Source organism: Streptomyces winkii, from assembly GCF_032248595.1.
In the GTDB taxonomy this organism is placed as follows: domain Bacteria; phylum Actinomycetota; class Actinomycetes; order Streptomycetales; family Streptomycetaceae; genus Streptomyces; species Streptomyces winkii.
This window is the reverse complement of record NZ_JASTTH010000008.1, coordinates 207,374-232,734: the sequence shown is the minus strand read 5'-3', so window position 1 is coordinate 232,734 and position 25,361 is coordinate 207,374. Positions and strand designations below refer to the sequence as shown.

Genomic DNA, 25,361 nt, shown 5'->3' with positions numbered 1-25,361 from the left:
CGTGGCTGTGACCTCTACCTCTGCCGAGCCCGCCGCACCGCCCCCGCAGAAACCGCCCGCGGCGGCGCCCTCCCGGCGACCGGGCCGGCTGCGCAGGCGGTTCACCCCGCAGACGCTGCTGGTGGGCGTGGCCATCGTGATCGTCGGCTACCTCGCCATCGTCCCGCTGGGCTACCTGCTGCACGACACCTTCATCGACTCCGACGGCTTGGGCATCTCCTTCGATGCCTTCGCCCGCGCCTACAGCGGCAATGCGCAGGCCGGCACGATGCTGGCGAACTCCCTGTTGTTCGCCTCCGGTTCGGCCGTCCTCGCGCTGCTCGTCGGGACGGCGCTGGCGTACGTACAGGTGCGCACGGACACCCCGTTCAAGGGGCTGTTCTTCGCCGCCTCGATGGTGCCGCTGATCGTCCCCGGCATCCTGTACGCCACCTCGTGGATCTTCCTCGCCGACCCGGAGACGGGGCTGCTCAACTCCCTCGTCTTCAAGCCGCTGTTCGGCGGCTCGCCGGTCAACGTCTACAGCGTGTGGGGCATGATCTGGGTCCAGGGCCTGCACCACGCCCCGGTCGCCTTCCTGCTCATGGTCGCCGCGTTCCGCGCCATGGACCCCTCCCTGGAGGAGTCGGCGTCCATGTCCGGGGCCGGGACCTGGACGGTGCTCAAGCGGATCACCGTGCCGCTGCTGCGCCCGGCGACCATCTCCGTTGCCCTGCTGATGTTCGTGCAGTCCCTGGAGAGCTTCGAGGTACCGGCCCTGCTCGGTCTTCAGAACGGCACGTACGTCTTCACCAGCCGGATCTACTTCGTACTGCGCGCCTACCCGATCGACTACGGCGCCGCCGGCGCCTACGCCGTGGGGCTGCTGCTGATCGCCGCGGCCGGCGTGCTGTTCGCGCAGTGGCTCCAGCGGTCCTCGCGCAACTACCAGACGATCACCGGCAAGGCCTTCCGGCCGCGCCCGGTCGACCTCGGCAGGGCGAAGCCGTGGGTCGGCGCCGGCGTGCTGCTGTACTTCCTGGTGACCGTCGTACTGCCGGTGGTCGTGCTGTTCTACGCCTCGCTGCTGAAGTTCTACACGGCGCCCAGCAGCAAGACCCTGTCCACGATGACGCTGGCGAACTACAAGCGCGTGCTCGAGATGCCGCAGGCCCTCAACGCGCTGGAGAACTCGGTCATCGTCGGAGTCGGCGCGGCGACCGCGGTCATGCTGCTGACCTCGGTGGTCTCCTGGGTCGTGCTGCGCACCAAGGCCAAGGGACGGCAGGTCCTGGACGTGCTGGCCTTCACCCCGATCGTGATCCCCGGTCTGGTGCTCGGCCTCGCGCTGTCCTTCGTCTATCTGCGCATGCCGCTGCCGATCTACGGCACGCTGCTGATCCTGCTCATCTCGTACTGCACCCGCTACCTGCCGTACGGCATGCGGTACGCCTCCGCGGCGATGTCCCAGATGTCGCCCGAACTGGAGGAGTCCGCGCACGTGTCGGGGGCCTCCTGGTTCCAGACCTTCCGGCGCGTGCTGCTGCCGCTGATGAGCAGCGGCGTCCTGGCCGGCTGGGTGTACATCCTGGTCGTCTCCTTCCGCGAGCTGTCCTCCACGATCCTGCTCTACAGCCCGGGAACCGAGGTGCTGTCGGTGCTGATGTGGGAGCAGTTCGAAAACGGGCAGTTCACCACGCTCGCCGCGATCGGCGTGCTGATGGTGGTGCTGCTCGTCGTCCTCGTCGCCGGCGCCTACCGCGTCGGGGCCCGCTTCGGGCTGCAGAACGACTGAACCAGTCCGGAACCGGAGGAAGTCCTCATGCTGACTGTCTCATCTCTGAAGAAGAGCTACGACGCCCCTTCCCAGCGCAAGAAGCGCAAACGGGAGGACGACACCCGTACCTATGCCGTGGGCGGGGTCGATTTCGAGGTCCATGACGGCGAGCTGTTCACCCTGCTCGGCCCCTCGGGCTGCGGCAAGACCACCACGCTGCGCTCCATAGCGGGACTGGAGAAGCCCACCGCGGGACGCGTCGCGCTCGGCGACCGGGTCCTGTTCGACGATGAGCAGGGCATCAATCTGCGGGCCAACATGCGCGGCTTCGGCATGGTGTTCCAGTCGTATGCGATCTGGCCGCACATGACGGTGTTCAAGAACGTCTCCTTCCCCCTGGAGGTGCTCCCCCGCGCCCAGCGGCCCACCCGTGAGGAGATCAAGCAGCGCGTCATGGAGGTCCTGGAGGTCAGCGAGCTCGGCGCCTACGCCTCCCGTCCGGCGACCAAGCTCTCCGGCGGGCAGCAGCAGCGCCTGGCCCTGGCCCGCGCGCTGGTCACCCGGCCCGAGCTGATGCTGCTGGACGAGCCGCTGTCCAACCTGGACGCCAAGCTGCGCGAGACCATGCGTTTCGAACTCAAGCGCCTCCAGCGCGACTTGAACATCACCGCGATCTACGTCACCCACGACCAGTCCGAGGCGCTGGTGATGTCCAACCGCATCGCCGTGATGAACCAGGGCCGCATCGAGCAGATCGGCAAGCCCCGGGAGATCTACACCAAGCCGGCCACCCGCTTCGTCGCCGAGTTCATCGGCACCTCCAACTTCCTGGAGGCGAAGGTCATCGCGGTGCGCTCCGACGAGGTCGAGGTCGAGACCCCCCAGGGCAAGCTGACCGCGAGCGCCGTGGAGAACGTGCCGTCGGTGGGCGACGACGTGCTGCTGTCGATCCGGCCGGAGTCGGTCCATCTGACCCTCGCGCCGCGTGGAAACGTGCCCAACGAGTGGAGCGGGACCGTGCAGAACCGCGCCTTCCTCGGCGACACCGTGGACCACATCGTCGACATCGGCGACGGCGTCGAGATCCGCAACCGCTCCAACCCCAACGTCTCCATCCCGCCCGGCAAGGGCGTCCACTTCACCGTCGACCCCGACAAGGTCACCCTCGTCCCCGTCGACTGAGCGTCTGAACCGCCGCAGCGCCGTACCCCCTGGCACCGGACCGTCCGGGCCCCGACCCCCGCCGGTTGAGAAAGGAGTCCCGTGCGCATACCCGAGGTGCTGCGCAACCGCGACTTCGACCTGTACTGGGGCGGAGTGGTCCTCTCCCAGATCGGGACGCGGGGCGCCGTGGCCGCCAACCTCTACCAGGTGTACGAACTCACGGGCTCCACCGCCCAGGTGGGGCTGGTGGGCCTCGCCCAGGCGGTGGCGCTGGTCGTGCTCTCCCCGCTGGGCGGCGTCTACGCGGACCGGCTGGACCGGCGGCGCCTGCTGCAAGCCTCCCAAGCCGTGGCACTGCTGGTCTCGGCCGCCCTCGCGGTCGTCACGTTGGCCGGCGAGGACACGGTCTGGGCCGTGGTCCTGTCCTCGCTGCTGGCCACCGCGGCGGCCACATTCGACCAGCCGGCCCGTCAGGCGCTCATCCCCGCGATGGTGCCGCGCGCGCACCTGGTCGACGCCTTCGCCCTGCTCAACCCCTCGCGGGAGCTGGCCGTCCTGCTCGGCCCCGCCCTCGCGGGGGTGCTCATCGCGGTCGGCGGCCCGGGGCTGGTCTACGTCTTCGACACCGTGACGTACGCGGTCCTGGTGGTGGCTCTGGCCATGCTGCGCACCCCGGTCCTCAAGCCGCACGGTCCGCGGCGGCCGCTGTGGCAGAGCATGCGCGAGGGCGTGCGGTGCGTGGCCGGGCGTCCCGTGATCTGGCAGCTGACCGGGCTCGACCTGTCCGCCACCGTGTTCGGCGCCTACCGGGTGCTGCTGCCGGCCCTGGCCGTCGACGTCCTGCACGCGGGCGCCACCGGGTACGGGCTGCTGTCGGCGGCTCCCTCGGCCGGCGCCCTGATCGGCTCGGTGTGGGTGTTCCGCCTGGCCCGTACGGCCCGTTCGGGACACGTCGTGCTGTGGGGCACGGCTGCCTACGGGCTGGCCGTGGTGGGTCTGGCCCTGGCGCAGGCCTTCTGGCTCGCGCTGGTGATGGCGCTCGCGCTGGGCGCCGCGGACGCCGTGGCCACCACGGTGCGGCACGCGGCCGTCCAGCTGGAGACCCCCGACGAGCTGCGCGGACGGGTCTCGGCCATCTACCAGATGGCCTCCCGGGGCGGGCCCGCCGTCGGCGACAGCCTGATGGGCGTGGCCGCCGGAGTCCTCGGGCCGGTCGCCGCGCTGTGCGCGGGCGGCCTCGTGCCCGCCCTCGCCTCGGGGGCGAGCGCCCTGCGCAGCCGAACGGTGCGCGAGTACAGCGTGCCGCAGCCCGGGGCCGAGGAGGCACCGGCCTCGTCCAAGTCCGCTACCTGACCCCTGCCCGTACGTCCCGGCCACGCTCAGCGCGACCGTCCGCGACCCGAACTGCCCCCGCACCCGAACACGCCCCGAACGCAGCCGTGTTGGAGGATCGATTGAGTACGCACACCAGCACCGAGACCACCCACTACCACGTACAGAAGCGCCGCAGGGCCAAGTTCCTGGAGGACTGGAGGCAGAACCACCGCACGGTGGTCGCCCTCGAAGACGTCGAGATGCACGAGACCGCCCGCGGCAGCAGGGTCGGCGTCTACGTCAGCGCCGACGGCGACCGGCCCACCCGCACCATGGACGCCCTCGCCCACGAGATCGACCCCGGCGTGACGACCACGGTGCACCGCCACTCCTGGGACGTCATGGTCTTCGTCGTCGCCGGCAACGGCTGGACCGAGATCGACGGCAAGCGCATCGACTTCGGCCCCGGCGACTCGCTGCATCTGCCCTCCTGGGCCTGGCACCGCAGCGGCAACGACGGCGCCGTCCCGGTGCGTTACCTGACCTTCTCCAGCCAGCCGATGCTGGAGACCATGGGCATGGCCGTGCTGGAGGACGCCGGGCACACCCCGGTCGCCGAGCTGGCTCCGCGCCCGCCCTTCTCGCCCGGCATCGACGGCGCCGACCCGTACGCGAACCGGCTGCGACGCCTGGCCAAGGAGCAGGAGCAGCGCCGCTCGGGCCGGCTGCACACCAGCTGGGACGAGCTGGAGCTGCGCAACACTCCGCGCGGCACCCGCACCACGTTCCTGCTGGACCGCGCCATCGGCTACCAGGCCTCCGGTATCACCATGGCGATGTTCGAGATCGGCCCGGGCCGCAGCCAGTCGATGCACCGCCACCCCGGCGAGGCCTGGCTGTACGTGGTCGAGGGCTCAGGCGAGAGCTATCTGGGCACCGAGCCCGAGGGCGGCGTGCGCCACCCGTGGAAGAAGGGCGACATCATCGTCGTCGACCACTTCCTGTGGCACCAGCACATCAACACCGACCCGGACAGCACGGCGAAGGTCGTGCGGATCCACATGTTCGACAGCCTCCTGGAGACCATGCGCGCGCTGTGCGACCCGCTGGTGCTGTTCGAGGAGCCGCCGGAGCACATCCGCGACGCGCAGGCCGGCGACCCCTCGACCGTCCGGTGGCCGGAGATGAAGCGGCCCACCTGGCCGTGAGGCCGGCGAGGACGTGACGTACGGAACGTGACGTCGTGTACGTGACCTCAGAAAGCGAAGGAGGAACGCTCCCATGAGCTCGCTGCCGCACGGCGTCGCCGGAGTGCACGCCCTGCCCGCCGACCATCACGAGGGTCCGTGGGACGCGGTGCTCATCGACCCGCGGGTCAAGGAGCGGCTGCTGGCGACCGCCGTCCTCGTGCTCCGGCACGGGCGGCGGCTCGCCGGTTCCGCCGTCGCCCCGCACGGCCTGATCGTGCTGGCCGGGCCGCCGGGCACCGGGAAGACCACGCTCGCCCAGGGGCTGGCCCAGGCCGCGGCCCGCACCCTGGCCCCGCATGGGGCCACCACCCTGGTCGAGGTCGATCCGCACGCCTTTCCCAGTGAGTTGCTGGGCGAGAGCCAGCGCGCGGTGAGCCGGCTGTTCCGCGAGGACCTGCCGGAGCTGGCCGCCCGCAGGCCGCACACCATGGTGCTGGTCGACGAGGTGGAGGCGCTGGCCGTCAGGCGGCACAGTGCGTCCTTCGACACCAATCCGGTCGATGTGCACCGGGCCACCGATGCCGTGCTCAGCGGGCTGGACACGCTGCGCGCCCAGCGGCCCGGCACGCTGATGGTGGTGACGACGAACTTCGCCGAGGCCGTCGACGAGGCCTTCCTGTCCCGCGCCGACCTGGTGATCCGTACGGAGCTGCCCTCGGCCGAGGTCACCCCGCTGATCGTGGCCGACTCGCTGCGCGAACTGGCCGCGCAGTGGCCTGAGTTGGCCCCGCTCGCAGAGAACGGGGAGGTGCATACGAAGGTCGGCCGCCTCCTGGACGGCGTGGACGGACGGCGCATCCGCAAGACCGTGCACGGGGCGCTCGCGCTGCGGCTGTCCACCGCGCGCGAGCCCTCCCTGCTGACGATGGAGGACCTGGTGGAGGCCGCCGAGGAGACGGCCCGCGAGGCTGCCGCCGAGACCGCCGCCGGGACGGCCGGCTGAGCACCGCGACGACGGGAACGGCCCCGCACCGTGACGGTGGGGGCCCTTCCGGCGCTCTCCGGCTCAGCCCTGGTACTCGGGAGCGTCCTCGAAGTAGTGGACCTTGTCGTAGCCCAGGTGCTTGAAGACGCGGTTCTGGGCCGAGAACACCCTGAGCGGGCTGCCGTCGGCGGCGAACAGCTGGCAGATGTGGTTCTGCGGGACGTAGAGCGTGTCGCCCTCGGTGAGTTCGAAGCGCTTCGGCTCCTTGGCGACGCGGGCGTAGTACTTCTCCGCGATCTCCGCCTCGACCTCCCACTGGAGCGCGTGGCCGCCGCCCTCGAGCACGTAGAAAACCTCGTCGGCCATCTTCCAGTACTTGCCCGAGCGGCTCCCCTCCGGGACGTCCAACTCGTAGGCGTCGACGGAGAAGATGCGCGCGTCGGTGCGCTCCGGCGAGGCCATCACGCGGGTACGGCCCAGCGGGGTGGTCTCCCAGGTGGTGTCCTTCGGGCTGATCACCTTCTTGCGGTCCAGCACGCCCGGGGTCCAGATCCGGGACCAGTCCTCGCGCTCGCCGAACTCCTCGGGGCGGTCGATCGGGCCGGAGCGGCCCTGCTGGATCAGGCCCATGAACATCCAGGTGCTCTTGGCCTTCACCACAAGCGCCTTGGCCTTCTCCTCGTACGGGTTGAAGTGCCGGTGCACCGAGTCGGTGTGGACGAAGACGAGGTCGTCCTTGGCCCAGTCGTAGCGCTGGTCGTCGTGGATCTCATAGCCGCGGCCCTCCAGGATGTAGAACGCCGCCTCGTTCTGGTGCCCGTGCCCGTGGTTGCTCGACTGGCCGGGCAGTTCCACGAAGTGGACCTGGATGGTCTGCGTGAGGAAGTCCTCGTCACCCGGCCCGACCCGCCACCAGGTGCGGGACTTCTCGCTGTCTCCGGAGTGCGCGACCTTCGCGTCGTCCACGATGACCGAGTCGTCCCGGACCCGCCCGACCGCAAGCTGCTGCTTGCGGAAATCGTTGAGGCCGTACGTCTCCGAGGTCAGACCGCGGACGAAGACACGTCCCTTCTTTGCCATGGATCCTCCTGTGGAACAGTGACGTGATCGGTCTAACCATAAAACCTCTAGCCCTCTCCGCCAATCCCCACGCCACAGCCGGAGGCCGCCGCACCGGGACACCCCCGCATACACGTGCGCCCCGGACCGCGACGGTCCGGGGCGCAGCAGGCAAGTCGCGCGGGCGGCTCACTCCTTGACGCGGGCGGCGGTGCGCTCCAGGTGGACGCGCATGGTGGCGGTGGCAGCCTCGACATCGCGAGCCGCGATCGCCTCGACGAGGTCCTGGTGCTCCTTGGAGCCGCGCCGCCCCATGCTCGGCTCGGCGGTCTGGGCCTCGCGCAGGCTCATCAGCAGCGGGCCGTGGAAAGACTGCACCAGCATCTCGATGGCCGGGTTGTGCGCGCAGGCGGCCACCCTGATGTGGAAGGCGGCCGACAGCTCCATCGTGTACGTGCCCTGCTCCAGGATCTGGGCGTGCGACTCGCACATCGCGCGCAGCTCGGCGATGTCCTCCTCGGTGGCGCGCTCGACCGCCAGCGGCACGACGCCCAGCTCGAACACCAGCCGTGCCTCGGTGACTTGAGCGGCCGTCAGCGGAGAGAGAGTGAGCAGGTCGGCCAGGCCCTCGCTGACCCGACGCGAGGACGGAGCGGTGACGAAGGCGCCACCGTGAGCTCCGACGCGGATCTCCACGAGCCCGCTGGACTCCAGGATGCGCAGCGCCTCACGCACCGTGACCCTGCTGACTCCGAACTGGGTGCACAGCTCCCGCTCGCTGGGCAGACGGTCGCCCGGCTGAAGTTGCTCCTCGCGCATCAGGTGACGGATCTGCTCGACGATCACCTGGGACACACGGTGGGAGCTCACGGCCTTGAACAGGTGCTGACCCACGGGGGCTGAGCGGGAGGACGTCTCACCATCCGTGGTCTGACTGGGTCGCGATGGCATGCCTGTCATCCTCCCATGCGAAGCGGCGACATTGACCACGCTAAGTCCGACGACTTAACGTCATACCAAAACTCCATTATGGCGGTGCCGCGCTCGTCCTGGAAAACCAGCCGCCCGAGGCCGTCTGCTGCGCCGGCGCCGTGGTCGCCGCCGCGGCGCCGGCCTCCGGAGCGTGTACGCACGGTGAGCAGGGCCCGGCCGGGAGATCCCCCGCGACTGACGGCCCCTCACACCCTTGTCTGGAGGAGCCCCATGCAGCACCTGCCGGAGCGGCAGCTGATCTCGGACGCCTGCCGTGTACTGGCCGCCCGGGGTCTAACCGACGGCATCCTCGGCCACATCAGCCTGCGCATGGACGCGGACACTCTGCTGGTGCGCTGCCGGGGAGCGATGGAGCGCGGGCTGCGCTTCACCACGCCCGCCGACATACGCCTGGTCGGCCTGGACGGGCAGGAGGCGGCGCCCGGCGAGCTGGACGGCTGGTCGGTGCCGAACGAACTCCCCCTGCACACCGAGGTCTTGCGCGACCGCCCCGACGTACGGGCCGTGGTCCACGCCCACCCGCCGGCCGTGGTCGCCGCCGACCTGGCCGGGCTCGCCCTGCGCCCGATCGTCGGGGCCTTCGACATCCCGGGCGCCCGGCTCGCCGCCGGCGGCGTGCCGGTCTACCCGCGCGGCGTGCTGATCCGCGACCGGCACCTCGCCGCCCAGATGGTGCGGGCCCTGGGCGAGCGCCCCGCCGTACTGCTGCGCGGGCACGGGCTGGCCACCACCGGCGGCAGCGTCCCCGAGGCCGTCCTGCGGGCCGTCTCCCTGGACACGCTCGCCCGGCTCTCCCTGGACGTCACCAAGGCCGGCGGCACACTGCGGGACCTGCCCGAGGAGGACCTGGCCCAACTCCCGGACCTGGGCGGCCCCTTCACCCACGACACTCCCTGGCGCCACGAGCTGGCCCGGCTCGGCCCGGCGGACTGAGCGGGACGGCGGGCCCGGGTCCGCGGGGCCCGCGCCGCCTGCCCGACGGGCCCGCAGGGCCGGTGGGTGACGGTCCGCTGAGTCCCGTCGGCTGGACAGCTTGCGGTGACCCGCATTAGCTTAATGGTCAAACCATTTGCCCCACAGAGTGCAGTCAGACGCGCCTGCCGGCGTGGGGCCGGGCACGGCATCGGGAGGGACCGCATGGTGAAGCAGGGCCGCGGCTACGGCAACGTGCACCACGCCGGGGCCGCGCCGGAGTACGCAGGCGACCGCGCTCTCGCCGATGCAACGGCGTGAGCCACGGCCGGCCCGGCCGGAGCGAAAGGCGACGGCGAGGCGGGTGATCAAGCGCCGGACGGTCCAGCGGCCCTCGCGCGACTCCGTCGCCGCCGCGGCGGGCGCCGTCGTCTTCTCGTGTGCGCTGGGCCTGTCCTCGGTCGCGCTGCCTCTGCTCGCCCTCGACTCGGGCTACACGAGCGTCGAGGTCGGTGTCCTGACCGCCATCTCGGCGGTGTCGCAGATGGCCACCCGCCTCGGGCTGGGCGTCGTGATGCGGGTGCTCCCCGACTGGACTCTGGTCGCCGCGGCGGGCGCCGTGCTCGCCGCCTCGAACGTCATCGTGGCGGTCTCGGCGGCGGTCGCGCCGTTCGTGGTGGCGCAGCTGCTCCAGGGAGTGGCGCGGGCCTGCTTCTGGACGGGCAGTCAGACCCACGTCGTACGTGGCAAGGGCTCGTCCGTCCGCGCCCTGGCGACGGTCAACTTCATGTCCAACGCGGGCCTGCTCATCGGTCCGGTGCTCGCGGGCGTGCTGTCGGAGCGCAGTCCGTCGTACGCCCTTGCCGTCTGCTCGGCGATCGCGGCCGTCGCCGTCGTGCCGACTCTGTTCCTGGACCGGCTGCGTCCGTTCCGGCGGCCCGACGACCGTCCCGCGGGCCGGATCTGGCGACGGCCCGGGGTCTCCACCGGGTGCTGGGCGGGTGTGAGCGCCGGCGCGTGGCGCGGTCTTCTCGGTTCCTACGTCCCGGTGGTGCTGGTGCACGCCGGGCATGCCGCTGCCGTCGTGGGCGCCCTCGTCTCCGTCGCCAACGCGTCCTCGCTCGCCGGGTCGGTCGTCATCGGCCGGACCGGCCGTGCGGGTCTGGCGCGGGCCTTCGCCATCGGCACGGTCGCCACAGGGGGCGCGCTCGCGCTGTTCGCCGTGCTGGCCGGTTCCGCCGTGGCCGCCGGCATCGCGCTCGGCATATCGGGCATCGGAGCGGGAGCCCTCCAGACCCTCGGCCCGGCCATCGCCAGCGACGCGGTCCACCCCGAGGAGAGGGGCGATGCGATAGCCGCGGCCGGCACCTTCCGCGCCGCGGCGCTGTTCGCGGTGCCGTTCGGCGCCGCGGGCCTGGTCGCCGTGCTGCCCGTTTCCGCGTCACTGGCGATCGCCGGAGCCGCGATCGGGGTGCCGGCGCTCGCCGTCCGCAGGCTGCGCGAGCACCTGCGCGAAGCGCCTGCGGACGGAGCCGAACGTGCGTGACGGGGTGGCCCGCGCGCTGCGCTCGCTGTCCCATCGCAACTACCGCCTCTTCCTCACGGGCCACTCGGTGAGCGTGATCGGCACCTGGATGCAACGCGTGGCCCAGGACTGGCTGGTGCTCGAACTCACCGACGACGCGGTCGCGGTCGGAACAGCCGCGGCGCTTCAGTTCCTGCCGATGCTCGTCTTCGGGCTCTGGGGCGGCGTGCTGGTCGACAGATGGGACCGCCGCCGCCTGCTCCTGGCCACCCAGGCGGCCAGCGGGGTGCTGGCCGCGGCGCTCGCCGTGGTCGTACTCGCCGGGGTCGTCGAGCTCTGGATGGTCTTCGCCCTGGCGCTCGCGCTCGGGTTCGTCACCGTCCTCGACAACCCGGCGCGGCAGGCCTTCGTCGCCGAGCTCACGACCCCGGCGGACTACGTCAACGCGCAGGCGCTCGCCTCGACGGTGCACAACCTCGGCAGGCTGGCGGGTCCGGCGGTCGCCGGTGCGACGATCGCCGCGGTCGGGGCGGGCTACGCGTTCGCGCTCAACGCCGTCTCCTTCGTGCCGGTCCTCTGGGGGCTGCTCCTCATCGATCCGCGGGCGACACGTCACCGGCTCGAGTCCGCCCGTACCGGCGCCGGCGGAGTCCGCGAGGGCCTGCGGTACGTGTTCACCCACCCCGAACTGCGCGCCTGCATGCTGCTCATCGGTGTGATCGCCCTGCTCGGGCAGAACTTCCGGGCGGTGCTGCCGGTGCTGGCCAAGGACACCTTCGACGGCGGCCCCGAGACCTACGGCTGGCTCACCTCGGCGCTCGGCGTCGGCGCGGTCGCGGGCGCCCTCGGTACGGCCGCGGCGCGACGGGTCACGAGCTGGGCGCTGCTCCTCGCCGCGATCGGCTTCGGTGCTGCGAACGCCCTTGTGGCGGCGGCTCCTTGGCTGGCGCTCGCCCTCGCGGGGATGGTCGCGGTCGGCAGCGCGAACCTCGCCTTCAACACGCTGGGCAGGAGCCTGCTCCAGCTCGGCACGGACCCGGGCATGCACGGGAGGGTGATGGCGCTGCACGGCCTCGTGGTCCTCGGAAGCACACCGCTCGGCATGCCGCTCCTCGGCTGGATCTGCGACCGATGGGGCGCCCGCACCGGTATGGCCGTGGCCTCCGTGAGCGCGCTCGTCGCCGCCGCCGTCGTGTCACCGCAGCTGAGGCGCCGAACAGCCGGCCGGTGAACGGCGCCGGTTCCCCTTCCCGGTGTCTACCTGCTGAAGCCGGCGGTGAGGCCGCTGATGAGCTGGCGCCGGCCGATGACGTACAGGGCGAGTATCGGGAGGGTCGAGAGGACGACGGCGGCCAGGATGGCGGGGACGTTGATGGTGAAGTCGCCCTGGAAGCTCCAGACGAACAGCGGCAGGACGCGCTTGTCGGGGCTCTGGGTGAGGATCAGCGGGAAGAGGAAGCCGTTCCAGACGTTGAGCGCGTCGTAGATCGTCACGGTGATCAGGGCGGGCCGGGACAGCGGCAGCGCCAGGTGCCACAGCATGCGCCAGTGCCCGGCGCCGTCCGCGCGCATGGACTCGTACAACTCGTCGGGGATGTCCCGCATGAAGTTGACGAGAATGATCACTGTCAGCGGGATCGCGAAGGCCGACGAGGGGAGCACGACGGCCGCCAGGGTGTCGTACATGTGCGCCTTGGCGATCAGGTAGTACACGGGGATGATCGTCGCCTGGAGCGGGATGGCCAGCCCGAGCAGGAAGAGGCTGAAGGTCCAGCGCAGCGCCCGGCCGGTGCCGCGCACGATCGCGTTCGCCGCCAGGAAGGACACCACCAGGGTCAGCAGCGTCGCGCCCGCCGTGACCACGACGCTGTTCCACAGGAAGTGCGCGAAGTCGTTGTCCAGGACCAGCCGGTAGTTCTCCAGAGTCGGGTCCGACGGGACGGCGAGCTGGTTGGCGTCGAAGAAGCCCTCGCGGGTGCGGAGGCTGGAGACGACCACCCAGTACACCGGGAGGACGACGACCAGCAGCCAGGCCACGCCGCCCAGCGCGCCGAGGGGGTTGCCGCGGCGCAGGCCGGCGGGACGGCCTCCGGGTGGTGCCGTGGACGCCCCGGGCCGGGCTCGTACGGGAGCCTCCGGCTCCGTCGACGGGGCGTGCGAGAGCGCGGATCGCATCACATGCCTGCCTGCTGGCTTCGCATCCGGGAGAAGCCCGAGAAGCGGACGAGGAGAAGGGAGAGAAGGAGCCCGGACGCGACCAGGATCACGGAGATGGCACTGGCCAGGCCCATCTCGTTGCTCTGGAAGCCGGTGATGTACATGTCGAGCGGGAGCAGCCGGGTGGCATATCCGGGGCCGCCGCCGGTGAGCACGAAGACCAGGTCGAAGTAGGTGAGCGACCCCACCAGCATCAGCGTCGAGGACGTGACGACGGTGTGGCGCAGCTGGGGCAGGGTGATGCGCCAGAACTGCGCGACCCGGCCGGCACCGTCGATCGCGGCCGCCTCGTACAGCGAGACGGGGATCTGCCGGGCCCCCGCCTGGTAGAGCAGCGTATGGAAGGGCACGAACTGCCAGGCGATGATGAACACCACCGCATAGAAGGCGAGTTGGGGATCGCCCAGCCAGTCCTGGCGCAGCAGGGGCACGTCGAGGGCCGCGCCGAGGCCGAAGCTGGGGTCCAGCAGGTTCTTGAAGATGATCGCGATCGCGGCGGCGGAGATGAGGAGGGGCACGAAGTAGAACACCGCGAACAGGGCGCGGTAGCGCTGTCTTCCGGCGACGAAGACGCCCAGGAACAGGCTGACCGGCGTCTGCACGAGCCAGGACAGCACCATGAACTTGAGGGTGAGCCCCAGCGCGTGGCGGACGACGCCGCTGTCGAGGGCCTCGCGCCAGTTGCCGAACCCCGCCCACGCCGGACTGCCCAGGCCGTCCCAGCGGGTGAAGCTCAGGTAGACCACGATCGCCATGGGGACGAGCGCGAACAGGGCGAACAGCACCAGGGCGGGCAGCGCCATCACGAACGGCGCACCGCCCGGCCGTGCCGACCCGGGGGGCTTGGCGATGCTCAATGCGCCGCCTTGTCCATCTGCGCGCAGAACTTCGCCGGGCTGATCTCGCCGAGGAAGAGCTGATCCAGGTTGGTGAGCATGACGTTGCCCAGCTCGGGGGCGAGCGCCTGGTCCCAGGAGAGCTGGAAGTTCTTCGCGTCGAGGGTCGTGCCGTAGACGTACGACAGCCAGTCGGCGCTCTTCGCGCGCTTGATCTTGGCGTCGAGGTTCTTCACGGGCGGGACGTTCCCGATGGAGAGGAGATTCTCCACATAACTGTCGTTGTAGACGCCCTTCTTGAGGTACGACACCGCCGTCTTCTTCTCCTTGGCGTCGGCCTGGGCCGACAGCGAGTGGAAGTTGGCGGGATTGCCGACGACGTTGGCCGCGTCGCCCTTGCCGCCCTCGACGGCCGGGAAGGCGGTCCAGCCGAGGTGCCCCCCGGAGATGAACTTCGGGGCGCCGGTCTGGATGTTGGCGTACGCCCAGCTGCCCTGGAGAAGCATGGCCGCCTTGCCGGTGTACATCTGTGCCTCTGGCTGGCCGGTGTCGGCGGAGACGGAGGCGAAGCCCTTGGCGAAGCCGCCCGCGTCCACCAACTGCTTGATCATTTCGGCGGCCTTGAGGACGGCCGGGTCGGACCACGCGCCCTTCTTGCCGGCCTCGATGTCCTTGAACACGCCGGGCCCGCCGATGCGGTCGACCAGGTACTCCAGCCACATCAGATCGGGCCACTTCGAGGCGCCGCCCATGGAAAGCGGGGCTATGCCCTTCGCCTTGAACTTCTTCACGAGCGCGAGCAGGTCGTCCCAGGTCTTCGGCGGCTCTGCTCCGGCCTTCTTGAACAGCTGCTTGTTGTAGTAAAGGACCACGGGCTGGACGCCGTTGATCGGGACGCCGTAGATCTTGCCGTCGAACGTGGTGCTCCGCAGCACCGACGGAAGGAGGCGGTCCTTCCACTGCGGATCCTTGTCCAACTCGGGTGTCAGATCGGCCACTTTGCCCGCGTCCACATACTTCTTGAGCGTGCCGCCGCCCCAGTTCTCGAACAGTACGGGGCCGTTGCCGGCTCCGACGGCCGTGCGGAGCTTCTGCTTGTACGGGTCGTTCTGGAAGTACTGGATGTCGACCTTCTCGTCGGGGTGCGCCTTGTTCCACTCCTTGGCGGAGGCACGGAAGGTCGACTCGGTTCCCTGGCTCAGCGCCCACACGAGCGTGCCGCCACCGGAACCGCCCTCGCTGCGCCCGCTCTTGCCGCAGGCCGATGCCGTCAGGGCGAGCGCGGCCGCGCAGACGGTGACCAGGACGCGGCTGGAGATTCTGGTGGCCATCGTGAGCTCCTTCGCTCTCCAGAGGTTGGAAGACGCGGCGGGATCCCGAAAATTTTCGAAAACCTCTGTTTGCTGGCCGACAAAGTAGGTGCGGCCCGGGACCGGGTCAAGATGCCTGCGAGGTCGAGTTCAGAGGGAGTTGGCCGCTGGAGGCCCCTGGACCTGTTCCGAAAGATTGCGCTACCGTCCTCGTAAATTGCGAGAGGATCAACATGGCGAAGAGAGCCGTCGGGCGGAGCCGGACGACCCTGACCGGTATCGCCGAGGCGGCCGGGGTGTCGGTTGCCACCGTCTCGAAGGTGGTCAACGGCCGCAGCGACGTGTCGCCCGGGACGCGGGCGCGCATCGAACGGCTGCTGGTCGAACACGACTACGTGGCCCGCGGGACGGCGGGCTCCCGGTCGCCGGTCCGCATCGTCGACCTCACCTTCAACCACCTCGTCGCTCCGAACAACCTGGTCATCACCCGAGGCGTGACCGAGGCCGCGGCGGAGGCCGGCGTCGACGTGGTCATCGGCATGACGCCCGACGATCCGTCGGGCGCCGCCTGGACCCGGAAGATCGTCAACGCCGGGCGGGAGGGCGTCATTCTCGTGACGTCCGAACTGACGCCGCAGCAGCGGGCCCAGTTCAAGAAGGCCGGCATTCCCCTCGTACTGATCGACCCGATGGGCGTCCCCGACGAGAGCGTGCCGAGCATCGGCGCCACCAACTTCAGCGGCGGCATGGCCGCCACCGAACACCTGCTGAGCCTCGGGCACCGCCGCATCGCGATGATCGAGGGCCGGCACGACGCCCTCTGCAACACCGCCCGGCTGCACGGCTACCAGGCCGCGCTCAGGAGCGCGGGCATCACGCCCGATCCCCGGCTCATCAAGCGGGGGGAGTTCCACTTCGAACCCGCCTACGAGGCAGCCCGCGACCTCTTCGCGCTTGAAGACCTGCCCACGGCCGTCTTCGCCGCCAACGACTCGGAGGCGTTCGGGGTCATCGAGGCCGCCCGGGTGCACGGGCTGCGGGTGCCGGAGGACGTGAGCGTCGTCGGCTTCGACGACACCGTCGCCGCCGCCACCTCCGCCCCTCCCCTGACCACGGTCCGCCAGCCCTTCGCGGAGATCGGCCGTGCCGCGCTTCGCACCCTTCTCCGGCTCGCCGCGGCGCAGCCACTCGACAGCCACCGGGTCGAACTCGCCACGCAGCTGGTGGTCCGCGCGTCCACGACAGCGCCGCCCGTACGCGCCGGGACACCCGCCCCGGCCCCGTCCGCCGCCGTCCCCGGAGACGCCCCGTGACCCCGCCCTGGGCCGATCCGGCCCGCCCGCGTGACGCCAGGGTCGAGGCGCTCCTCGCGGAGTTGACCCTGACGGAGAAGCTCGCCCAGCTCGGCAGCGCCTGGCCAGGCGTCAAGCGCCTCAGCGGCGAGGTCGCACCGATGCAGGACGTCCTCGCCCGCACCACCGAGTTCGCCTCGGACTGCGAGAACGGCCTGGGCCATATCACCCGGGCGTTCGGCACGGCGCCGGTCGAAGCGGCCGAGGGCAGACGCCGACTCGCGGCACTACAGCGGGAGTTGATGGACTCCACGCGTATCGCGATCCCCGCGATCGCGCACGAGGAGTGCCTCACCGGCTTCACCGCCTACCGCGCCACGGTCTTCCCCACCGCCCTCGCCTGGGCCGCCTCCTTCGACCCCGGCCTGGTCGAGCGGATGGCGCACGCGATCGGCACGAGCATGCGCCGGGTCGGCGTGCACCAGGGGCTCTCACCCGTACTGGACGTCGTACGCGACTATCGCTGGGGTCGCGTCGAGGAGACGCTCGGCGAGGACCCCTGCCTGGTCGCCGTGACGGGCACCGCGTACGTGCGGGGCCTGGAGAGCGCCGGGATCATCGCGACCCTCAAGCACTTCGCCGGATACTCCGCTTCGCGTGGCGCCCGCAACCACGCCCCCGTCTCCATGGGGCGCCGGGAGTTCGCCGACGTGATCCTGCCGCCGTTCGAGACGGCGCTGCGGGACGGCGGCGCGCGCTCCGTCATGAACTCCTACGCCGACGTCGACGGCGTCCCGGCCGGCGCCGACCCGCTCCTGCTCACCCGGCTCCTGCGCGAGGAATGGGGATTCGAGGGCACGGTCGTCTCCGACTACGGGTCGATCGCCTTTCTCCGTACGATGCACCGGATCGCGGCGACGGACGGCGAGGCGGGCGCTCTGGCCCTGGCGGCCGGCATCGACGTCGAGTTGCCCAGCACCCTCTGCTACGGCGAACCCCTCGCCGAACTCGCCCGCGACGGCACCGTCTCCGAGGATCTCGTCGACCGCGCCGCACGGCGCGTCCTGCGGCAGAAGGCCGAACTCGGCCTGCTCGACGCCGGCTTCAGCCCGGACGGCGGCGGCGAGGAGCCGATCGACCTCGATCCGCCCGCGCACCGGGCCATCGCCCGCGAACTCGCCGAGCAGAGCATCGTCCTGCTCGACAACCGCGACGGCGTCCTGCCGCTGGCTCCGGAGACGTCGTCCATCGCCGTGATCGGCCCCAGTGCGGACGACCCGAACGCCCTCTTCGGCTGCTACTCCTTCCCCAACCACGTCCTCCCCCACCACCCCGGCTACGACAACGGCATAGAGACGCTCTCCCTGCTGGACGCGCTCACCGCCGAATTGCCCACCGCCCGTATCGCCTGCGAACAGGGCTGCACCGTCAAGGACTTCGATCGCGGCGGCTTCGACGCGGCCGTCGCCCAGGCCGAACGGGCGGAGGTCTGCGTCGCCGTGGTCGGCGACCGCTCCGGGCTCTTCGGCCTCGGCACCTCCGGCGAAGGCTGCGACGCCGAAGACCTCGCCCTGCCCGGCGTCCAGGGCCAGTTGGTCGAGGCGCTGCTGGCCACCGGCACGCCTGTCGTCCTGCTCGTCGTATCCGGCCGGCCCTACGCGCTCGGCGCCTATGCCGGCCGTGCGGCCGCCGTCGTCCAGGCCTTCTTCCCCGGCGAGGAGGGCGGTCCGGCCCTCGCCGGAGTGCTCTCCGGCCGCGTCACGCCCTCGGGCAAGCTGCCGGTGCAGATCCCGCGGACGCCCGGCGGTCAGCCCGGCACGTATCTGCACGCGCCCCTGGGCGGAAACAGCCGGGGCGTGAGCAACCTCGACCCCACCCCGGCCTACCCCTTCGGACACGGCCTTTCGTACACGACCTTCACGTACGAGGACCTGTCCCTGACGGCGGCGGAGATACCCACGAGCGGAGAGGTGGAGATCGGCTGCCTGGTCCGCAACACCGGAGACCGTCCCGGTGCCGAAGTGGTCCAGCTCTACACCGCCGACCCGGTTGCCCGGCTCCCGCGCCCCGTCACCCAGCTGACCGGCTTCGCGCGCGTCCGCCTCGATCCCGGCGAGCAGCGCCGGGTCACCTTCCGCCTGCACGCCGACCGGCTCGCCTACACCGGACCTGATCTGAGCCGCATCGTCGAACCCGGCGAGATCACCGTCATGGTCGGATCGTCCAGCACCGACATCCGCCTGCGCGGCACGGTTCACCTCACGGGCCCGGTCCGTACGGTCGGCCACGATCGCGTCCTCCACACCGAGGCCCGCATCGGCTGAGCAAGCCTGCTCCCCGCGTGACCCGCCGTTCGGGACGCACCGGCTTGCCGTCGTGGCCGCCCCGGTTCCGTCCGGTAGTAACGGCAGTGAGTCGACGGCTGCCGGAGAACTGGAAGGAGCAGTGGATGAGACGAGTCAGACGGCGCTGGCGGACGGCGGTACTCGCGGTGACCACGGCGTCCCTGGGGGCCGGGCTGGGCCTGCCCGGGCAGCCCGGGCCCGCGGAGGCGGCGGACGTTCCTCCGGGCAGGATCCTCACGCCGGACGGCGACGAGAGCGGGTACGCGCGGATGGCCCTGCCCTACAACCGGGACCCGAGATCCAGGGTCACAGGTGCTCTGGTGAAGGACGACGACTTCGCCGACGGCGAGGGCGCGAGGTGCAGCGCCTCGGTGATCCGCTCCCGCACACGGGACCTCCTGGTGACAGCCACGCACTGTGCCGAGGACTTCGGTGACAAGGACTCCGGCAACGCGGACGAGAAGGCGATCGCGGAGGCCATCGAAAAAGGAAAGGACTACACGGGCCCGACAGGCTGGAGCTTCGTCCCCGCCTACAACAAGTGGGCCGACTCCCCCGCTCCGTACGGCCGGTGGAAGGTGACCGGAATCTACTCCCTGGGCCCCTCGGGAGAAGCCGACAGCATCGAGGACACCTCCAAGGACATCACCGTCCTCAGGGTGGCGTCGTCTCCGACCGGGGAAGCGGACAAGGGCAGGCACAAGAAGATCGAGGACCGCACGGGATACTTCACCCCGCTGCTCAACCGCGCCGGACGTTACCGGTTCACCAACCTCGGCTATCCGGCCGACGAGCCGTACAGCGGGCACGAGATGTTCCGCTGCGACGGCAGGACCCACCCCGCCACGGACGACGACGGCAAGGACGACGGTGCCCGCGTACTGGAGACGCGCAACTGCGCGACGACCGGCGGGAACAGCGGCGGGCCCTGGGTCGAGCACTACCGGGAGTACAGCCTCATCGGTGTGCTGTCCGGCGGCTCCGACCCCTCCGATTCCGATCCCGACAGCCATGCCCCGCCACTGGCACCCGAGACATTCGGCCGTCTTCTGGCCAGGGCCGACCCGAAGGGGACGTCTCTCGGGCATTACGACAACTTGGGCTTCGTGCAGAAGAAGCAGGACAAGCCAGGCAAGCCGACAGAGGTGAAGCGCGGCAAGTCCATGACGCAGACGGCCACGGTGCGCATGGGCGGGAAACTGGCACACGCCGACGTTCCCATCACCTTCGAGCTGTCGAAGGGTCAGACGTTCCTGTCGGCGGAGGGCGCCTCTTGCCGGGCCGGCGGACGTACGGTGCACTGCCTGCTGCGGGACATCCACCCCGGCTCCAGGCAGCACCGGCCGATCGACCTCCGCACCAAGGTCTCGGAGGATGCCCCCGATCGGCTGACCACCACCGCCAAGCTCACCAGTTCTCAACTCGACCAGAACAAGGAGGACAACACCGTCACCCTCGAAGCGGTGGCGGTGAAGCAGCCGAAGTAGCCGCGGGCTCCGGCGGCCGGGCCCGGTCCACTCTGGGGCCGGGCCGGTTGATGCTGCCGTTCCTCCCTGGCGAGGCTGAGTGACGAGGAGACGCGTGCCTATTCGCGGGCCTGCCTCGGGTCGATGGGGATTTCCGGAGCCGAGTTCTCGGCGCGCTCCTCGGCGATCGACTGCCGGCCCGTGGTCCCGCAGCAGCGGTCGTACTGGTTCCGCCAGTCCGCCATGAACGTGTCGTAGCTGGAGCGGCCGACCAGCTTCAGATCCGTCTCGTCGTTGTGCCAGACGCCGTTGCTCGTCCAGTTCGAGGAACCGGCGAACACGAGCCTGGAGTCGGCCGCACCCGCGTAACCGCCGCTGACCATCATGTACTTGTCGTGCGTGTAGTGCAGGGCGTTGCCGTTGGCGTCGGTGCCGCGGCTGGTGTCGTGTACGTAGATGTTCGGCCGGTTTGCCAGATAGCTCTGCACGCTGTCGTCGACCTGGGCGGCGGTGATCAGAATGTGGATCTTGACGCCGGTCCGTGCCAGGCTCACCAGCTTCTTCGGCAGCTCCAGATAGTTCCGGTCGCCCGGCTGCCCGTGTGAAGTCCACTCGAACATGGCGATGTTGATCGTTGCCGGTGCCTTGATGTTGTTCAGGAAGTCGACCCATGTGTCGCTCTTGGCGCGCGCCTTGGGCCACTGGTAGGCGGGCGGGGACAGCGTCCTGGCGGCATTGGCGCCGGTGGAGCTGTAGTAGTCGGGCGCCAGCGGGCCCGGCCCGTTGAGCGCGCCCTTCGCCATGGCGGTGAAGTAGCTGACGTAGGAGTTGTACAGGGCCACGTTGCCCTTGACGGTGGCGCTGCTGTTCCACGCCGTACGGGCCTGGGCGGAGGTCGGGTTGGCGCTGCTGACGGTCACGGTCCTGTTCGCATCCTGCCCGCCGCTGAGCATGTAGTACTTCGCGTGCAGCGAGGAGCCACTGAAGTGGGACAGGCAGCCGCCCGGGCACAGCGCGGCGAAGCTGGAGGCCCGCGGGTCGTTGCCCAGCTCGTCGACTATCGACTGCCAGACCGCGTTGTCGCTGTGCACGTCCATCAGCGCTTTGACGACGACGCCGCGCCGGTGTGCGGCAATCAGGGCGTCGGCGAAGTCCGGACCCGGCTGTGCGCTGCTGATCGAGTACATGGCGACGCGTATGGTCTGCCCGCAGCCGGCGCTGTTGATCGACTCGATGATCGGGCCCATGACCTCCATCTGGGCGGCGGGGTCCTCCGGGTCGTTGAAGCGCGGGCCCGGGCTGGAGGTGAACGTCCGGGACTCGCAACTGAGCGGGGCCTTGGCCTTCTTGACCGCGGCGTGCGCCGTCGACAGCGGCAGCAGGGAGACGACCAGCGCGGTGATCAACGTGATCGTTCGCTTCATGAGCGGCCTCTCGCCGGGGGGTTGACGATGACGAGCCGGGTCGCCGCGAGAGGCCCGCCGGGTCGCGGGGGCCGAGGGCGGGAATGTGGCGGGTTGAAGCGGAACGGCAAGGAAACTCCCACGACGTCAAGTTGGTTGCGCATGTACCAACTTGAGGACATGTGGGAACTTCGAATGGTTGCAGGGCGATCCGAACCGTGACATAGCACGTGCGTCCGCGATGAGCGGCAGACGGCCGGCGGCCGCGGACCGCCTCGGGGACGGCTCCGGTTCCAGGACAGGCCGACAGCCCGGCGCTCCGAGATCGGCGCGACCGAGCCCGCCGGTTCCGCTCCCGCTCGCGGCCGGACGCAGTGCGGAATGCCCTGGAAAGCTCGTTCTTGCCGGACTCCTGCCGCATGGGAGAAGGATGCGCGGGCACGCGCCCCGCATGGTCGGTGACAGGGACGGCGCCGGGCCGGCGCGAAGCGAGGGAGAAGGCGGTCATCGTGCGGTGCCGCACACGGCCGATCTGCGCATCGAGGCATGGGGACCCACCCGGGAGCAGTGTCTCGGGGAAGCCGTACTGGCGATGGTGGAGTCCTTCGCGGACCTCTCACAGCTGCGGCCGGCGTCCGTACGGAGCGTGCGGCTCACCGAGAGCAGCGACGACGACCTGCTGGCCGCGCTGCTGGAGGAGGTCGTCTACGGACTTGAGGTCCACGGCGAGGTGCCCGTGGACGCCGAGGTGGAGACCACCGACGGCGGGCTGGACGTGCGCCTGGCGGTGACCGGCCTGGACGCGGTGACCGTCACCGGAGCCGCGCCGAAGGCCGTCTCCTGGAACGAACTCCGCCTCGGCAAGGGCCCCTACGGCTGGTCGTGCACGGCGACAGTCGACGTATGACGGCCGGGCCACGACGGCCGGGCCACGACGGAGGGCGCACGATGCGGAACCGGGGCCCGGCTCTATCCCTTGACCACACCGAGGGGGACCAGCCGCGCCACCTTGCGGCACAGCCCGGCAGCCTCGCTCACGTCCACGACCGCGCCGACGTCCTTGTACGCCTCGGGCGTCTCCTCGGCCAGGCCCTTCGGCGACAGCGGACGCACCGCGATGCCCTCGGATTCCAGGCGTGCCCGTAGCTCCTTGCCGTGGACCGAACGCGCGGCCTTGTGCCGGCTCATCACGCGTCCGGCGCCGTGGCACGTGGAGTGGAAGGCGTCTCCGCCGGTCACGCCGGAGAGCACATACGAGGCGGTGCCCATCGTGCCCGGGATGAGGACCGGCTGGCCCGCCTCACGGAGGTCCTCGGGCAGGTCGGGGTGGCCGGGCGGGAAGGCGCGGGTGGCTCCCTTGCGGTGTACGCACAGTTCGCGCCGCTCTCCGTCGATCCGGTGCGTCTCGATCTTGGCGAGGTTGTGGGACACGTCGTAGACGAGCGACAGGCGCGCGCCCGCCTCCTCCCGGAAGACGCGTCGGGTCGCGTCGGCGAGCAACTGGCGGTTGGCGCGTGCGTAGTTGGAGGCCGCGGCCATCGCCCCCAGATAGGCGCGGCCCTCCGGCGAGCGGACCGGTGTGCAGGAGAGCTGCCTGTCCGGCACGCGGATCCCGTAGCGGGCCATGGCCCGGTCCATCTCTCGTACGTGGTCGGAGCAGATCTGGTGCCCGAGCCCGCGCGAGCCGCAGTGGATCATGACGCAGACCTGGTCCTCGGCGAGCCCGAACGCCGCGGCGACGTGCTCGTCGTAGACCTCGGCCACCCGCTGAACCTCCAGGAAGTGGTTCGCCGAGCCGAGGCTGCCGACCTGGCCGAGTCCGCGTTCGCGTGCGCGGGCGCTCACCCGGTCCACCTCGGCGTCGTCCACCACGCCTCCGTCCTCGCAGCGCCACAGGTCCCTCTCCTCCCCGTGGCCCTTCTCCAGGGCGTACCGGGACCCGCCCGCCAGCAGCCCCTCCAGCTCGCGCTGGTCCCGCAGCTTCCAGACTCCGCCCGGGCCCGCCCCGCGCGGGATCACCTCGCCGAGGCGGTCCATGACCGCGGTGAGTACGGGCTCCAGTCCGCGCCGGTCGCAGTCCGCGGCCAGCAGTCGTACACCGCAGGAGATGTCGAAGCCGACGCCGCCGGGAGAGACCACGCCGCCCTCGGCGACGTCGGTCGCGGCCACACCGCCGATGGGAAAGCCGTATCCCCAGTGGATGTCGGGCATCGCATAGGAAGCGCCGACGATGCCGGGCAGCGACGCCACGTTGACGACCTGCTCCAGGGATCTCTCGGCGTCCCGCAGCAGATCCCGGGACGCGAACACCTCTCCCGGCACCCGCATCCCCGGCTCCTGGGCGATGCGGAATCGGTAGGGGCGCTCCTCGACGAGTTCCATATGCCCACCTGGTTCCGCGACGGTTCGGACGAGGTACCCGCATCGTCTCCGTGCATGCAGCACGGCACCCCTGGTACGGGTGCTGGTACGGATGTCAGCGGATCCCGGGCGCCGGTCCGCGAGGTCTTGGGAGGTCCCGAAGTGAGCCGTATCCCCGCGACGATGCGCGCATGGGTGGCGCCCAGTGCCCGCCCCGGCGTCATCGAATACGCCGAGCTTCCCGTCCCGGAGCCCGCCGCCGACGAACTGCTGGTCAAGGTGCATGCGTGCGGGGTGTGCCGGACGGATCTGCACGTCCGGGACGGCGATCTGCCACCCCACCTGGAGAGCGTCGTTCCCGGTCACGAGGCCGTCGGCGAGGTCGTCGCGGCCGGTCCCGCGGCCGGTGCCGCAGTCGGCGCTCCGGCGCTGGGCGGCCGCGTGGGAATTCCGTGGCTGCGCCGTACGTGCGGTGAGTGCCGGTACTGCCTCAGCGGACGGGAGAACCTGTGTCCCTCGTCGATCTACACGGGCTGGGACGCGCACGGCGGCTACGCCGAGTACGCCACGGTCCCCGCGGCGTACGCCTATGAGCTGCCGCCCGGTTCCCCGGACGAGGAGCTGGCGCCCCTGCTGTGCGCGGGGATCATCGGCTACCGGGCGCTGCGCCGCGCCGACCTGCCCGACGGCGGCCGTCTGGGCATCTACGGCTTCGGCGCGTCGGCCCATCTCACGGCGCAGTCGGCCATGGCGCGCGGTGCCGTGGTCCATGTGGTCACCCGGTCCCCGGCGGCGCGGGAACTCGCTCTCGAACTCGGTGCGGCCTCGGCCGTCGGCGACGACGTACCGCCGCCAGAGCCGCTGGACTCGGCGATCCTGTTCGCGCCGGTGGGCGAACTCGTGCCCGTGGCCCTGGAGGCGCTGGACGCCGGCGGGACGCTGAGCATCGCCGGCATCCACCTCTCCGACATCCCGTCCCTTCAGTACCAGCGGCATCTCTTCCGGGAACGCACGGTGCGCAGCGTCACCGCCAACACCCGTGAGGACGGGCGGCAGTTCCTCTCCTCCGCGGCCGAGCACAGGCTCCGGACGAGGCTGACCGTCTACGACTTCGCACACGCGGACGCAGCGCTCGACGATCTCGCCGCCGACCGCGTCAGCGGCGTCGCGGTGCTCCGGATGCCCGACTGACCGGTCCGATGCGGGAGTTGGGGACCAGTCGCACGGCGGATC

The 25,361-nt window shown here is 70.7% G+C and carries 20 protein-coding genes; 13 read left to right on the top strand and 7 right to left on the bottom strand.

Going from position 1 to position 25,361, the window contains the following annotated elements:
• Position 1 precedes the first annotated feature (1 nt).
• The 5 genes from QQM67_RS24530 (at position 2) to QQM67_RS24510 (ending at position 6,427) form a co-directional block, all read left to right on the top strand.
• Positions 2-1,774, top strand: a complete 1,773-nt coding sequence (locus QQM67_RS24530; RefSeq protein WP_314176502.1) for an ABC transporter permease — start codon at positions 2-4, stop codon at positions 1,772-1,774.
• 27 nt (positions 1,775-1,801) lie between these two features.
• A complete protein-coding gene (locus QQM67_RS24525) occupies positions 1,802-2,938 on the top strand; it encodes an ABC transporter ATP-binding protein (protein ID WP_314176500.1) in 1,137 nt (378 codons plus the stop codon).
• 81 nt (positions 2,939-3,019) lie between these two features.
• Positions 3,020-4,273 (top strand): MFS transporter, encoded by a 1,254-nt coding sequence (locus QQM67_RS24520; protein ID WP_314176498.1) that lies wholly within the window; start codon positions 3,020-3,022, stop codon positions 4,271-4,273.
• Between the two features lie 101 nt (positions 4,274-4,374).
• Positions 4,375-5,442, top strand: coding sequence for a cupin domain-containing protein (locus QQM67_RS24515; protein ID WP_314176496.1), 1,068 nt, complete (start codon positions 4,375-4,377; stop codon positions 5,440-5,442).
• A gap of 73 nt (positions 5,443-5,515) precedes the next feature.
• Complete coding sequence (locus QQM67_RS24510; RefSeq protein ID WP_314176495.1) at positions 5,516-6,427, top strand: AAA family ATPase; 912 nt, start codon at positions 5,516-5,518, stop codon at positions 6,425-6,427.
• Positions 6,428-6,490: 63 nt separating this feature from the next.
• Here QQM67_RS24510 and QQM67_RS24505 read toward each other — a convergent pair whose 3' ends face one another.
• Both QQM67_RS24505 and QQM67_RS24500 read right to left on the bottom strand, forming a co-directional pair.
• On the bottom strand, positions 6,491-7,489 hold the full coding sequence (locus QQM67_RS24505) for a cupin domain-containing protein (RefSeq protein ID WP_314176493.1): 999 nt from the start codon (positions 7,487-7,489) through the stop codon (positions 6,491-6,493).
• Positions 7,490-7,657: 168 nt separating this feature from the next.
• On the bottom strand, positions 7,658-8,338 hold the full coding sequence (locus QQM67_RS24500) for a FadR/GntR family transcriptional regulator (RefSeq protein WP_314176491.1): 681 nt from the start codon (positions 8,336-8,338) through the stop codon (positions 7,658-7,660).
• Positions 8,339-8,671: 333 nt separating this feature from the next.
• Here QQM67_RS24500 and QQM67_RS24495 point away from each other — a divergent pair, with 333 nt between their 5' ends.
• The 3 genes from QQM67_RS24495 to QQM67_RS24485 all read left to right on the top strand — a co-directional run bounded on the left by QQM67_RS24495 (position 8,672) and on the right by QQM67_RS24485 (position 12,129).
• Positions 8,672-9,394: a class II aldolase/adducin family protein gene (locus QQM67_RS24495; protein ID WP_314176489.1), complete on the top strand. Its 723-nt coding sequence runs from the start codon at positions 8,672-8,674 to the stop codon at positions 9,392-9,394.
• Positions 9,395-9,737: 343 nt separating this feature from the next.
• Positions 9,738-10,919 (top strand): MFS transporter, encoded by a 1,182-nt coding sequence (locus QQM67_RS24490; protein WP_314176487.1) that lies wholly within the window; start codon positions 9,738-9,740, stop codon positions 10,917-10,919.
• Positions 10,912-12,129: an MFS transporter gene (locus QQM67_RS24485; protein ID WP_314176485.1), complete on the top strand. Its 1,218-nt coding sequence runs from the start codon at positions 10,912-10,914 to the stop codon at positions 12,127-12,129. The genes QQM67_RS24490 and QQM67_RS24485 overlap by 8 nt, the downstream gene beginning before the upstream one ends.
• Positions 12,130-12,155: 26 nt before the next feature.
• On the opposite strand, the gene QQM67_RS24480 is transcribed toward QQM67_RS24485, so the two are convergent.
• From QQM67_RS24480 to QQM67_RS24470, 3 genes are read right to left on the bottom strand one after another with little or no spacing between them, the layout of a single operon-like run.
• Complete coding sequence (locus QQM67_RS24480; protein ID WP_314176483.1) at positions 12,156-13,073, bottom strand: carbohydrate ABC transporter permease; 918 nt, start codon at positions 13,071-13,073, stop codon at positions 12,156-12,158.
• Entirely contained in the window at positions 13,073-13,918 is an 846-nt protein-coding gene (locus tag QQM67_RS24475) for a carbohydrate ABC transporter permease (RefSeq protein ID WP_314176814.1), read from the bottom strand. The genes QQM67_RS24480 and QQM67_RS24475 overlap by 1 nt, the downstream gene beginning before the upstream one ends.
• A gap of 50 nt (positions 13,919-13,968) precedes the next feature.
• On the bottom strand, positions 13,969-15,282 hold the full coding sequence (locus QQM67_RS24470; RefSeq protein ID WP_314176482.1) for an extracellular solute-binding protein: 1,314 nt from the start codon (positions 15,280-15,282) through the stop codon (positions 13,969-13,971).
• A gap of 212 nt (positions 15,283-15,494) precedes the next feature.
• On the opposite strand from QQM67_RS24470, the gene QQM67_RS24465 reads away from it, so the two are divergent.
• The 3 genes from QQM67_RS24465 to QQM67_RS24455 all read left to right on the top strand — a co-directional run bounded on the left by QQM67_RS24465 (position 15,495) and on the right by QQM67_RS24455 (position 20,385).
• Positions 15,495-16,574 (top strand): LacI family DNA-binding transcriptional regulator, encoded by a 1,080-nt coding sequence (locus QQM67_RS24465; protein ID WP_314176480.1) that lies wholly within the window; start codon positions 15,495-15,497, stop codon positions 16,572-16,574.
• Positions 16,571-18,877: a beta-xylosidase/alpha-l-arabinosidase gene (locus tag QQM67_RS24460; protein WP_314176478.1), complete on the top strand. Its 2,307-nt coding sequence runs from the start codon at positions 16,571-16,573 to the stop codon at positions 18,875-18,877. The genes QQM67_RS24465 and QQM67_RS24460 overlap by 4 nt, the downstream gene beginning before the upstream one ends.
• A 125-nt stretch (positions 18,878-19,002) precedes the next feature.
• A complete protein-coding gene (locus QQM67_RS24455; protein ID WP_314176476.1) occupies positions 19,003-20,385 on the top strand; it encodes a trypsin-like serine peptidase in 1,383 nt (460 codons plus the stop codon).
• Between the two features lie 98 nt (positions 20,386-20,483).
• On the opposite strand, the gene QQM67_RS24450 is transcribed toward QQM67_RS24455, so the two are convergent.
• On the bottom strand, positions 20,484-21,788 hold the full coding sequence (locus tag QQM67_RS24450) for a phospholipase D-like domain-containing protein (protein ID WP_314176474.1): 1,305 nt from the start codon (positions 21,786-21,788) through the stop codon (positions 20,484-20,486).
• A gap of 430 nt (positions 21,789-22,218) precedes the next feature.
• Here QQM67_RS24450 and QQM67_RS24445 point away from each other — a divergent pair, with 430 nt between their 5' ends.
• On the top strand, positions 22,219-22,674 hold the full coding sequence (locus QQM67_RS24445) for an archease (RefSeq protein WP_314176472.1): 456 nt from the start codon (positions 22,219-22,221) through the stop codon (positions 22,672-22,674).
• A 62-nt stretch (positions 22,675-22,736) separates the two neighbouring features.
• Here QQM67_RS24445 and QQM67_RS24440 read toward each other — a convergent pair whose 3' ends face one another.
• Entirely contained in the window at positions 22,737-24,149 is a 1,413-nt protein-coding gene (locus tag QQM67_RS24440) for an RtcB family protein (protein WP_314176470.1), read from the bottom strand.
• A 162-nt stretch (positions 24,150-24,311) separates the two neighbouring features.
• Here QQM67_RS24440 and QQM67_RS24435 point away from each other — a divergent pair, with 162 nt between their 5' ends.
• On the top strand, positions 24,312-25,319 hold the full coding sequence (locus QQM67_RS24435) for a zinc-binding alcohol dehydrogenase family protein (RefSeq protein ID WP_314176812.1): 1,008 nt from the start codon (positions 24,312-24,314) through the stop codon (positions 25,317-25,319).
• The last annotated feature ends 42 nt before the right edge of the window (positions 25,320-25,361 follow it).

Coding starts and splice junctions, on each gene's coding strand:
- QQM67_RS24510 (WP_314176495.1), top strand. CDS start 5,516: ATGAGCTCGCTGCCGCACGGCGTCGCCGGAGTGCACGCCCTGCCCGCC.
- QQM67_RS24480 (WP_314176483.1), bottom strand. CDS start 13,073: ATGCGATCCGCGCTCTCGCACGCCCCGTCGACGGAGCCGGAGGCTCCC.
- QQM67_RS24465 (WP_314176480.1), top strand. CDS start 15,495: ATGGCGAAGAGAGCCGTCGGGCGGAGCCGGACGACCCTGACCGGTATC.
- QQM67_RS24455 (WP_314176476.1), top strand. CDS start 19,003: ATGAGACGAGTCAGACGGCGCTGGCGGACGGCGGTACTCGCGGTGACC.
- QQM67_RS24470 (WP_314176482.1), bottom strand. CDS start 15,282: ATGGCCACCAGAATCTCCAGCCGCGTCCTGGTCACCGTCTGCGCGGCC.
- QQM67_RS24445 (WP_314176472.1), top strand. CDS start 22,219: ATGGTCGGTGACAGGGACGGCGCCGGGCCGGCGCGAAGCGAGGGAGAA.
- QQM67_RS24450 (WP_314176474.1), bottom strand. CDS start 21,788: ATGAAGCGAACGATCACGTTGATCACCGCGCTGGTCGTCTCCCTGCTG.
- QQM67_RS24475 (WP_314176814.1), bottom strand. CDS start 13,918: ATGGCGCTGCCCGCCCTGGTGCTGTTCGCCCTGTTCGCGCTCGTCCCC.
- QQM67_RS24435 (WP_314176812.1), top strand. CDS start 24,312: ATGCGCGCATGGGTGGCGCCCAGTGCCCGCCCCGGCGTCATCGAATAC.
- QQM67_RS24505 (WP_314176493.1), bottom strand. CDS start 7,489: ATGGCAAAGAAGGGACGTGTCTTCGTCCGCGGTCTGACCTCGGAGACG.
- QQM67_RS24440 (WP_314176470.1), bottom strand. CDS start 24,149: ATGGAACTCGTCGAGGAGCGCCCCTACCGATTCCGCATCGCCCAGGAG.
- QQM67_RS24525 (WP_314176500.1), top strand. CDS start 1,802: ATGCTGACTGTCTCATCTCTGAAGAAGAGCTACGACGCCCCTTCCCAG.
- QQM67_RS24495 (WP_314176489.1), top strand. CDS start 8,672: ATGCAGCACCTGCCGGAGCGGCAGCTGATCTCGGACGCCTGCCGTGTA.